This window comes from Gordonia sp. NPDC062954 (genome assembly GCF_044543825.1).
Lineage (GTDB): Bacteria > Actinomycetota > Actinomycetes > Mycobacteriales > Mycobacteriaceae > Gordonia > Gordonia tangerina.
In genome coordinates this window covers 43,441-54,155 of sequence record NZ_JBITWL010000004.1, presented here as the reverse complement: position 1 = coordinate 54,155, position 10,715 = coordinate 43,441, and the positions used below count along the sequence as shown (strand labels likewise).

Here is a 10,715-nt window from a genome sequence, read left to right as displayed (position 1 = left end):
TCGGGTCGGTCGGTCAGCAGGCTTGTTCACACTGTTGAGTTGTCAAGGTACAGATGCGGTCCCGACGAGATCGGGTGCGGTCTGGTGTCCCGCGTCGGAATTTCGTTGATGATTTCGACGTCCAGGTGGCGCCTCGCTTCGTTGGCGTCGTCGCAGGTACATCCAGTACCTGCTCCTCCGCCGCCTCGCGATGCATCCACCTGGATCGTCGAACTCATGAAACGAATTTCCGACGCGGGACACTAGCTGATCGAGTAGCCGCCGAGCCGTTGGGCGAGGTGGCGTATCGAGATCTGTGGGGCGGCTGCTGCTGTGACGCTCAGGCGGCGGCAGACAGGTTGTCGAGGTTGAGGGTCCGCCGGTTGTGGGCGGGGAGTGGTGTGCGGGTGGGGTCGACGGCGGTGGGTGGGATGAGCCAGGGGTGGCGGTCGGTGCCGAGGAACACGTCCCAGCCGTTGTGGTGGATGTCGGTGTGGCAGGTGGGGCAGAGTAGGCAGCTGTTGTCGAGGCTGGTGTCGCCGCCGTCGATCCAGTGGGTCAGGTGGTGGGCTTGGGTGCGGTTGGCGGGTGCGCCGCATTTGATGCAGCATTCGTCTCGGACGTGCAACGCTTTTCGGATGTGTGGCGGGACGAATCGTTTCTCGCGGCTGATGTCGAGGGGGACGCGTTCGTCGTCGACGAGCAGGGTGGTGGTGGCCGCATCGCAGGAGAGTCGGCGCAGGGTCGCTTGGGTGACCGAGCCGAGGAGGTCGAGTTCGGCCAGGGTGGGGGTGTCGGCGGGGATGGTGAGTAGGAGCTGGGTTTTGGGTGCGGCGCTGGCGATGTCGCTGGGCATGCGGGCGGCGATGTCGAGGATGGTGTCGAGGGCGTCGGCGTGGCGGCGGGCGATGGTGCGGGGGTCGCGGGAGCCGTCGGGTTGGGGTCGGGGTGCGCCGAGGGCGTTGAGGGCGGCGCAGAGTTTTTCGCCGACTTCGAGGTCGAGGCTGGCCTCGAGGTGGAGGCGGCCGTCGGTGTCGCGGTGGTGGGTGAGTTCGTTGAGTTGGCGGTCTTCGGCGGCGGGTAGGCCGTTGGTGTCGGAGGCGAGTTGGTTGCCCAGGGTGCGGGCGCGGGCGTCGATGTCGGCGGGGGTGGCGCCGGAAAAGTATTGTCCGAGAAGATCGGCCACATGGGTTAGACGCAATGCGTCGTCGATTGGTTCCGCCGATCTGCCGGCGATATGGCTGACTCCGCGCACGATGGCGTCGAGGTGTTCGGCGGGGATCGCGCCGTCGGCGGCGTGCGCGTGCAGGGTGGGCAGTGTGTCGAGCGAGCCGGCGATACGCAGCAGGCGTTGGGCCACCGACGGTGCGAATCCCATCACGATGAGCAGTTCACGGGTACTGCGGCCGTGGTCGCGGGCCACACCGAGTCGGTCGAGTTGCGCGGCCAGGCGCGCGGCGTGATGATCGATGAGGTTGCGTAGCGCCAGGACCTGACCCATGGCGTCGAAGGTGGCACGCCCCGACAGGTCATCGCAGCGCAGCTCGCGCAATACCGAGCCCACCGCAGACAACTCGGTAGATGGAGGTAGCTCCGCAGATACAGACACTTCAGCGATGACAGACATGACGACTCCCCAGCAGATACGACAACGGCACCGGTGTAACCGGTGATGCAGGCGGCCGTTCTGGGTTTCCTACCGTGCCGAGCAACGCATTCGCTCCTGTGCGTGCTTATCCGGTCCGGTATATCGTCATCATCTCGGCCTGCTGGCAACCAAAGGTATTCGAACTCGCGTTCGAAGTCAACAACTTTTCACGAACTTTTTGCCGGCGTCCCCACCACAAAACTCCCGACGTTGCATTCAACCAGTTCGTCGACCCCGGTGGCCTCGCCGAACGCGGCGGTGTCGCCGTAACCCTGGGCGACGCCGCCGAGTCCCATGGCGGTGGCGGTGAGGTAAAGCGTCTGGGTGAGCACGCCGACATGTTTGAGGATCACCGCGTACGGCATCTGCTCATAGGTCCACATGATCCGACCGGGGCGCGCCGCCAGTACCAGGAGTATCTGCGGCAGTTGGCCATCGGCAAGGGTGAGCGACGCGGGTGCGAACAATGTGGCGACCGCCGGACTGTCGTAGGGCGCGACCGGCCGCAGGACATGGTCGAAGGAATCGTAGTGGTACATCCCCGGCGCCACGCCGTCGGCGGTGCGCACGACCGGATAGATCTCCAGCTCGTAGAGCGACCCGCCGGACGGGTACGGCCGCGACGGCAGCTCCTCGGGGACCGGCCGGTCGGCGTTCACAGTTCGGACGCTGCGTGTACGCGCGCATCGGAACAGCAGCTCACCGAGCTGGGCGAGGGATATCGGGTGTGCATCGTCGAAGTCGCGCACCGACTTCCGGTCCTCCACCACGGCGGCCAGCGGCGCGTCGGCGGTGCGGAGATCGGAGAGGTCGGGTTCTGGTAGGGCAATCGGGTCGCCGGGGTAGACGTCGCGTCGCGCCGGGGCCGGCTCGAATGTGCCCTCGGCCCAACGGGTGGGTCCGAAATGCTGCCAGTTGGTCGCGCGGTCGCCGACCGTGCTGTGGCGATGGAACCAGAGCTCATGCGGACCCCAACTCCGGGTGGGGAACTCGGCATGCTCACGGCCGGCGGCGACCGCGTGACCCGACCAGGTCAGATCGGACAGCAGCCGTAGCTGTACCGATGACTTCGGTGATTCGGAGCCAAGGCCGCCGGCGACGGACAGGATCTCCGGATCGTGGATCTCGACATCACACCAGCTGCGCGGGTTCTCTGCGACGACGACGCCATCTTCGCGCCGGATCACCGTGAACCGCGACAACTCGACGTCGTCGCCGACGTCGGCAACCGTGGGGCGCGCAGTCGGCGGCCGTCGGAACGGCCGCAACGAGTACAGCTTTCGCTCACCCACAGAGACCGTCATCGACAACGCTCCGGCATCGATCAACCGCTCGACGAGGCTGTCGACGTCCGTATCGGAACCCTCGGACACCGTGATCGGGCCCGCGTTGAGCGACCGGAGCACGGCCAGCTGCGGTCGGGTGAGCTTGTCCAACCGCTTCTTGGCCGGCAGAACAACCGCGACACCACCGCCGCCCAGCAGGAATCGGGCTCCGGGCGCCAGCGTGTAGACGGTATGTGGGGTGCGCTCGCTCATGAGTCCGACGTCAGGCGGCGGCACGCTGCAGCGCCGGATACATCTTGTCCAGCACGTACGGGATCGACAGCGGCGTCGGCTCGTTGAGGCCGCCGATCTCGGCGACCGACAGTCGGCTGACTGCACCACTTTCAACTGAACGCAGGCCCTGATACCCGGGCAGCTTCTCCAGCGCGTTCATCTGCTGGTCGGTGTTGGCGGTGACCACCAACAGATCCGAATCGAGCATCGGGACGTTTTCGGTGGAGATCGGGAAGCGTGGTTGACCGTTCTTGCGGAATTCCGCGACCAGCTGCGGCGCGATGGTCATACCCAGCGATGAGAACAGGTAGGTGGCACCGTCGTCGGGATCGGCCATCACCTGGATCTGATCGTTGGAGAACATGTAGGCCATCGTGTAGGTCTTGCCGTTCAGACCGGGCATGTCCTGTTTGGCGGCGTTGATCTTCTCGTCGACGCCCGCGGTGATCTCCTTGGCCTTCTCGGGTTCGCGCAGCACCGTGCCGAGGAACGTGACCATGTCCTGCCACGGGTCGATCTGCTTGCCGGTGATGCCCGGGATCGTGGGCGCCAACTTCGAGACACTGTCATAGATCTCGGGCTGCCCGTCGGCCATGTACGACGTCGCAAGGATCAGGTCGGGCTCGGCCTTGGCCACCTGCGCGACGATGTCGTCAGTGCTGATCGGGGTGGAATCCTGCAGCTGATCGCTGGCCCACGGGGCCGGATTGCCGGTCAGCACCTGGATGTTGTCGAGGTAGGCGACGGGGGTGATCCCGAACGACAGGGTGACGTCGATCCACTGTGCGCCGAGGGTGACGATCCGCTTGGGCACACCGTTGATGGTGACCGAGCCCTTGGACGTGTTGACCTGGATCGGGGCGCCCTCGTCGGCCGATTCGTCGGGCGAACTACAGGCACTCAACGCCAGCGCCGCCACCACCAGAGAGGCGATCGACACGAGCAGAACACGCAACGCACGGGTCATGCGTGCAGCCTAACCTAAGCATCCAGATCGGAGGCAGGCCCATGACCGGCCGAGCAATCAGAACTCCAGGACCACCGGCGCGTGGTCGCTGGCGCCCTTGCCCTTGCGTGCCTCGCGGTCCACCCAGGCGCCGCGCACCCGATCGTCGAACGCCGGTGAACACAGCAGATAGTCGATCCGCATGCCCTCGTCACGCGGGAAACGCAACTGCGTGTAGTCCCAGAAGGTGTAACCGTCGGCGTAGGGGAGTGCCGAGTCGCGGAAGCCCACATCACCGATGGCCTGGATGGCGGCACGCTCGACGTCGGAGACGTGGGTGTGTCCCTCGAACGCTGTGGGGTCCCAGACGTCATCGTCGGTCGGGACCACATTCCAGTCGCCGGCCAGCACCACCTGGGCGGCCGGATCATGCGCCAGCCACAACGACGAGATGTCGCGCAGCTTCGCCAGCCAGTCGAGTTTGTACCGGTAATGCGGATCGTCGAGGGCCCGGCCGTTGGGCACATACAGACTCCACACCCGGACGTCGCCGCAGCGGGCCGAGATCGCGCGTGCCTCCCGTGCGGGCGTGGTGTACTCGGCGCCGAACGACGGCTGCCCCTCGAAGCCGGTCTCGACCTCGTCGAGCCCGATCCGTGAGGCGATCGCGACGCCGTTGAAGCCGCCGGTGCCGATGTGTGCGACGTCGTAGCCGGCGGCCAGGAAACTCATCACCGGGAACTCGTCGTCGCGGCACTTGGTCTCCTGCATCGCCAGCACGTCAACGTCGTTGCGTTCCAGCCAGCCGACCACGCTCTCCGAACGGGCGCGGATCGAGTTCACATTCCAGGTGGCGATGCGCATCAGTCAGTCCTCGGTGTCGTCGTCGGCGTCGGGTGCGATCTCGGCCACCACAGCCCCCGCGTCGTGCCACCGTTGCGTCACCCAGCTCGTCAGTGCCGGTGGGGTCAGCAGGATCATCGCGAACGGCAACGGTGTGTCGCGGTCACGGTAGTGATCGCGATAGAAGACCAGCGAATCGGCAAGCCATCGCAGGTCACCCGGGTCGCGACGCAACAGGCTCTCTGCATGATCGACCACCGTCACCAGCGCCGTGAGCGAGCCGTCGGTTGGGGCATCGGCATCGAGGTCGCGCATGCAGTCGTCGAAGGCGTCGCGGTTACGACCGAAATGCGGCGGAAAACCCCACCCCCGTGCGAACTCGTCGAGCAGTGAGCTGAGCGACGGCATTGCGCGGCCGTCGACATGCCGTAGCCGAGTCTGCGCGGGCATCGCCGGGCAGTTTCCGTCGGCGATGACGCCGACGACCGGCCCGGCGCGCCCCGCGTCGAACAGGAACCGCCGCACCCCGATGGGTGTGGGCGCTGCGTCGGGACTCACTGGTCCGGTCCCCGGATCTGGACGAACGAGCGGTAGTGGTCATCGGTGTACCAGGCGCTGCCATCGCTGCCGGTCACGACGCGCTCGGCGTCGCGGCTGCGGCCGGGTTCCTTGGGATTGACGTCCCACTCGCGATAGTCGATGCGTCCGCCGGCGCTCGTAGCGGGCAGAAGGCCCTCGTTGTTGCGGAAGACCGAACCGCCGCGGGTGCCGGGTGCATCGGCCGCTTCCGGCCATTCGCCGGCGTCGATCAGCGCGAGGGTCGCCATGACGTGGGCGGGGATGTCGGCTGCCACCGTTCCGGTGGCCGTGGCATTGCCCGCGACACCCCGGGTGGCCTGCGATGCGTCGTCGGAGCTGCCGAATGACCAGGTGAGGACCGCCGCGGCGATCGCGAGAACGATCCCGACAACCGACGCGATGGTGCGCCGTCGCGCCACCCTCGTCCTCGTCACGCGCTCACCTTAAGTCGTTCGATCACAGGGCGAGATAGCGGGAGGTGTGATGCAGACCGAAGCCCGCCGCCCGATACCAGGTGCCTGCGATCCGATTGCCGGCGCGCACCTGCACATGAGCGCGTTGCCCGCCGCGGTCGACGCCCCACGCGACCAGCGCCGCCATCACCGCATCTGCCTGACCGGGAGTCGGTGACGAAACGGACAGGCCGAGCCACCTGGTGCCATCGGTTCCCTCGGTCACTGTGCCGCGTCCGATCGCGTCCGGTCCGTCGCCGATCGAGGCGAACACCACCGGTCCCTCCGACGCGCCGACGACGGCGGTCGCGACTGACAGATCGACGTCGGGACCGCGGTAGGCATGCAGCCACGCCGGGCTCGGTGAGTCGTCGAGCCGCACCTGCTCGGTCGGTGTCGTCGGCTCCATGCGGATCCCGTCCAGATCGCCGACCAGGAGCTGCATTTCGTCGCCCACCGGCTGTCCGACGATCTGTCCCGCCGGTAGCAGCCGCTCGGGGATGGCCACCACCGTCGGCAGGATGCGCTCCGCATACCAACTGCGCAGCGCCGACATGGTGGCCGCGTCGGTGCCCGCGCCGAACTCGAGCGGCACCGCCGAGTTGGCGCGTCGCGTGAAGCCGTGGCCGGCCCGCAACAACCATCCGTCGATCATCCCCGATTCGGTGCCCGGCCAGGCGGCCGCCGCCGCGGCTTCCAGATTGCGGATCTGCGAGTTGCGGACCGTCACCCGCGACAGCACGCGAATCGAGGTCACCGCCGTGCGGGGGATCGACTGTGGGCCATCGCGGTCGACGACCAACGGGTCCCCGTCGTCGAGCAGCACCCCGGTGACATCGGACAGTGCGGCACCAGAACCGCCGCGCCAATCGGCCGGTGTCGCGTCGCCCAGACGGTATCGGATGACGACGCGGTCACCCACGAACGGGATGCGGTGGCCGGACGCCGGGTCGTCGGACGGGTGTGTCGTCACCGGGAGTTGTCGCTCAGTCGTCGTCTTCGTCGTCGTCGTGCCCGAACGGATCGTCGACGCTGCCGGGGAGCCAGGTCAGGCCGGGTTCACCCCAGCCATTGCGCTTGATGGTCTTCTTGGCCGCCCGCGCGTTGCGTCCGATCAGCACGTCGACATACAGGAACCCGTCGAGATGACCGACCTCATGCTGCAACATGCGCGCGAAGAATCCGTTGCCCTCGATCGACACCTCGTCGCCGTTGCGGTCGACACCGGTGACCCGGGCCCAGTCCGCGCGGCCGGTGGGGAACTGTTCACCCGGCACAGACAGACACCCTTCGACGTCGTCGTCGGGATCGGGCATGGTCTCCGGGATCTCCGAGGTCTCCAGCATGGGATTGATCACCTCGCCGCGGCGACGCGTCGCGGTGTAGCGCTCACCGTCCGGGCAGTCGTAGACGAACATGCGTTTGCCGACCCCTACCTGATTGGCGGCCAACCCGACCCCGTTTGCAGCGTCCATCGTTGCGTACATGTCGTCGAGTAGTGTCACCAATTCCGGCGACGGGCGGCGGTCGGCATCGAGTTCGACGAGCTCGGTGGGATGGTGCAGCACCGGTTCGCCGACGATGCAGATCGGGAGAATTGCCATGTGGGACAGATTACCCAGCGGCCCGACGCCCCTTTCTCGTGGCGAGTCACATCGCGAACGGGGCCGCCGATCGTGGTTAGATGATCAGCGAACCACATTGCTGTGATTTGTCCGGGCCTCGAGGTTCCGGTCGGTGGTGTCGACCGGTGTGGGGCGGGGGTAGCGCCCGCCGGGCGAGCGGTGATGTGATGTGCACGAGGCGATCTTGAGGGAGCGAGATGGACGGCGCAGCTGCGCGAAGCCAGAAGCAGGGCGATCAACCCACACCCGCAGATTCATCCGCCGAACAGACGACGAACCCTGTCGATCCGCACGAGGTCGGGCCGGACGGGCTGTCCCGTCGCGACCACGACATCCTGTCGTTCGAACGGCAGTGGTGGAAGTACGCCGGGGCCAAAGAAGAAGCCATCAAGGAGCTCTTCGGACTCTCGGCAACCCGGTACTACCAGGTGCTCAACGCGCTCGTCGATCGCCCCGAGGCGCTGGCCGCCGACCCGATGCTGGTCAAGCGGCTGCGCCGGCTGCGGGCGTCGCGCCAGAAGGCCCGCGCGGCGCGTCGCCTGGGCTTCGAGATCACCTGACCCGACCACGTCGGTGACTCCCGTGACCGTGACGGGCCCGTCATCGGATGTGAAGTAAGGTTCTCGGTGATGAACGCTGATCACGAGCCGAGTCGCCTGCCGCTGCGGGCGGGGGCGATGATGTTGCTGGCCGTGGCCATTGTCTTCCTCGGCCTGGGCTGGCACTCCGCGGCCACCAGCGGCGATGATCCGGAGCAGGAATTGGAGGCGGCGCAGAGCCAGGCCACCAGCGCGACGACGCAGTCGTCGGCGAGCGCGGCCGCCTCGTCGTCGGCGACGGCATCGGCCGATACGCCACAATTGTGCGTCTTCAACGCCGGGTCGATCTCGGGTCTGGCCGCCGACATCACCGAATCGTTGCAGGCCGCAGGTTTCCAGACCGACGAACCGGGGAACCTGTCGACCGCGTCGATCACCGAGAACACCATCTTCTACGACACCGGACAGCAGTCGGCGGCCGAAGAGGTCGCGGATGCGCTCGGCGGTGACGCCAGTGTCGACCCGCGTCCGTCGTCGTTCACCCAATGCCCGGACGGTATGCCTGTCATCGTGGTCACGCGGTGATCTCCCTCGACGATCCGAGGGGTGGTCACCACACCCGCGAACCCGATGACCACGAACTCCGATGAGCACCCACAGATTTCGGCCCGTTGACGATCAAGGAGTGACATGACCGCCAGTAAGCTTCAGATTCGCCGCACGCTCGCCGTGCTCGCCTCGGCCGGTATCGCCGGCGCAGTGCTGGCCGGCTGCACTCCCGACGAGCCGCCCACCGACGTACCCGGCACCACTCCCTCGGTGGTGACCGGCAATCAGGCGCCCCCCGGCGAGGTCGACGACGCCGACGGCATCGGGCAGTCGCCCGAGGAGGACGCCACCGCACGACTCGTCGACGATCAGGGCGAGGACGTCGGCGAGGCCACCTTCGAGCCCAGCGGGTCGTCGGTCAAGGTCACCGTGCGGCTCAGCGCCGACAGCGGTATCGAGGCAGGCTTCCACGGCATGCACATTCACGAGAACGGGGTCTGCGAGACCGGCGGCGACAGCGCATTCTCCAGCGCCGGTGGGCATCTGCAGGTCGACGGCAACACCGGCCACCCGGCCAGCGGTGATCTGGTCTCACTCAATGTGCTCGAGGACGGCACGGCGGAGACCGTCACCACCACCGACTCGGTGAACCTCGAGCAGATCGTCGGCAAGTCGATCATCATTCACGAGGGCGCCGACAACTTCGCCAACATCCCGACCCGCTACGCGCCTGCCCCGGACGAGCAGACGATGTCGACCGGTGACGCGGGCAGCCGTGTGGCCTGTGGCGTCATCGAAGCGCACGAGTGACGCGGACCCGCTGACCCCGATCGGCACTGACGTGCTCTCCACCGGGCTGTTGTGATGGTCACCCCCATCGAGTTCGACGGTTCACCGACACCGTCGCTGGGCGTGGAATGGGAGTTCGCGCTCACCGACAAGGTGTCCGGTGACCTGTCGAATTCGGCCGCGGACCTGTTCACGCGCGTATCGGAGCATTGCCCGGCCCGGCGCGACAAGGTGCACAAGGAGTTGCTGCGCAACACCGTCGAGATCGTCACCGGCATCTGCCGAGACACCCCGGAGGCGATGGCGGATCTGACCGAGACGCTGGCTTCGGTGCGCGAGCACACCGAAGCGTTGGGCGTCGACCTCTACGGGGCGGGTACCCACCCCTTCGCCCAATGGTCGACCCAACTGCTCACCGAAGGTCATCGGTACGCCGAACTGATCGAACGCACCCAGTGGTGGGGGCGGCAGATGCTGATCTGGGGGGTCCACGTGCACGTGGGGATCAGTCACCGCGACAAGGTGTTACCGATCCTCGGCGCCCTGCTGAACTACTACCCGCATCTGCTGGCCTTGTCGGCGTCGTCGCCGATGTGGGCCGGGCAAGACACCGGATATGCGAGCAATCGCGCGATGATGTTCCAGCAGCTGCCCACTGCGGGACTGCCGTTCCAGTTCGCGACCTGGGCCGAGTTCGAGTCGTTCGTCGCCGACCAGAAGATGACCGGCATCATCGACCACATCAACGAGATCCGGTGGGACATTCGGCCGTCACCCCATTTGGGCACCATCGAGGTGCGGGTGTGCGACGGTATGACCAACGTCGCCGACCTGGCCGCGGTGGTGGCGTTGATCCACTGTCTGGTGGTCGAGCTGGATCGGCGGTTGGCGGCCGGGGAGACGTTGCCGCAGATGGCGCCGTGGCTGGTGCAGGAGAACAAGTGGCGCGCTGCCCGCTACGGTCTCGACGCCATCGTCATCCTCGATTCCGACTGCACCGAACGGCTCGTCACCGACGATCTCGCCGACCTGCTGACGCGGCTGCAACCCATCGCCCGCGACCTCAACTGTGCCACCGAGCTCGCGCACGTCGCCGACATCGCTGCGCACGGCGCGAGCTATCAGCGTCAACGCCACGCCTACCGCGAAACCCGCGACTTGCGCGAGGTGGTCCGGTCGGTGGTCACCGAGCTGTCGTGACCACTCG

General features: G+C 66.9%; 12 protein-coding genes. 4 read left to right on the top strand and 8 right to left on the bottom strand.

Annotated elements, in window-relative coordinates:
• Positions 1–319: 319 nt before the first annotated feature.
• The 8 genes from ACIGKQ_RS05815 to ACIGKQ_RS05780 all read right to left on the bottom strand — a co-directional run bounded on the left by ACIGKQ_RS05815 (position 320) and on the right by ACIGKQ_RS05780 (position 7,610).
• Complete coding sequence (locus tag ACIGKQ_RS05815; protein ID WP_396572688.1) at positions 320–1,606, bottom strand: DUF222 domain-containing protein; 1,287 nt, start codon at positions 1,604–1,606, stop codon at positions 320–322.
• A gap of 188 nt (positions 1,607–1,794) precedes the next feature.
• Positions 1,795–3,165, bottom strand: coding sequence for a SagB family peptide dehydrogenase (locus ACIGKQ_RS05810; protein ID WP_396572686.1), 1,371 nt, complete (start codon positions 3,163–3,165; stop codon positions 1,795–1,797).
• A 10-nt stretch (positions 3,166–3,175) separates the two neighbouring features.
• Complete coding sequence (locus ACIGKQ_RS05805; protein ID WP_235726171.1) at positions 3,176–4,153, bottom strand: ABC transporter substrate-binding protein; 978 nt, start codon at positions 4,151–4,153, stop codon at positions 3,176–3,178.
• Between the two features lie 57 nt (positions 4,154–4,210).
• Complete coding sequence (locus ACIGKQ_RS05800; protein ID WP_235726166.1) at positions 4,211–4,996, bottom strand: exodeoxyribonuclease III; 786 nt, start codon at positions 4,994–4,996, stop codon at positions 4,211–4,213.
• A 3-nt stretch (positions 4,997–4,999) separates the two neighbouring features.
• Positions 5,000–5,533, bottom strand: coding sequence for a barstar family protein (locus ACIGKQ_RS05795; protein ID WP_235726164.1), 534 nt, complete (start codon positions 5,531–5,533; stop codon positions 5,000–5,002).
• Positions 5,530–5,988 (bottom strand): ribonuclease domain-containing protein, encoded by a 459-nt coding sequence (locus ACIGKQ_RS05790; protein WP_396572683.1) that lies wholly within the window; start codon positions 5,986–5,988, stop codon positions 5,530–5,532. Before ACIGKQ_RS05790 ends, ACIGKQ_RS05795 begins: the two co-directional genes overlap by 4 nt.
• A 22-nt stretch (positions 5,989–6,010) precedes the next feature.
• A complete protein-coding gene (locus tag ACIGKQ_RS05785; RefSeq protein WP_396572681.1) occupies positions 6,011–6,979 on the bottom strand; it encodes an N-acetyltransferase in 969 nt (322 codons plus the stop codon).
• A gap of 13 nt (positions 6,980–6,992) precedes the next feature.
• On the bottom strand, positions 6,993–7,610 hold the full coding sequence (locus ACIGKQ_RS05780; protein ID WP_266060864.1) for a peptide deformylase: 618 nt from the start codon (positions 7,608–7,610) through the stop codon (positions 6,993–6,995).
• A 218-nt stretch (positions 7,611–7,828) separates the two neighbouring features.
• Here ACIGKQ_RS05780 and ACIGKQ_RS05775 point away from each other — a divergent pair, with 218 nt between their 5' ends.
• The 4 genes from ACIGKQ_RS05775 to ACIGKQ_RS05760 all read left to right on the top strand — a co-directional run bounded on the left by ACIGKQ_RS05775 (position 7,829) and on the right by ACIGKQ_RS05760 (position 10,708).
• Positions 7,829–8,191 carry a DUF3263 domain-containing protein gene (locus ACIGKQ_RS05775; protein ID WP_235726159.1) on the top strand — a complete coding sequence of 121 codons (363 nt, stop codon included), beginning with the start codon at positions 7,829–7,831 and terminating at the stop codon, positions 8,189–8,191.
• Between the two features lie 69 nt (positions 8,192–8,260).
• Positions 8,261–8,755, top strand: a complete 495-nt coding sequence (locus tag ACIGKQ_RS05770) for a LytR C-terminal domain-containing protein (RefSeq protein WP_235726158.1) — start codon at positions 8,261–8,263, stop codon at positions 8,753–8,755.
• 105 nt (positions 8,756–8,860) lie between these two features.
• Positions 8,861–9,529, top strand: coding sequence for a superoxide dismutase[Cu-Zn] (gene sodC / locus ACIGKQ_RS05765; protein WP_235726157.1), 669 nt, complete (start codon positions 8,861–8,863; stop codon positions 9,527–9,529).
• A gap of 54 nt (positions 9,530–9,583) precedes the next feature.
• The gene (locus ACIGKQ_RS05760; protein ID WP_266060866.1) at positions 9,584–10,708 is read left to right on the top strand and encodes a glutamate--cysteine ligase; all 1,125 of its coding nucleotides are present in this window, start codon (positions 9,584–9,586) and stop codon (positions 10,706–10,708) included.
• Positions 10,709–10,715 lie beyond the last annotated feature (7 nt).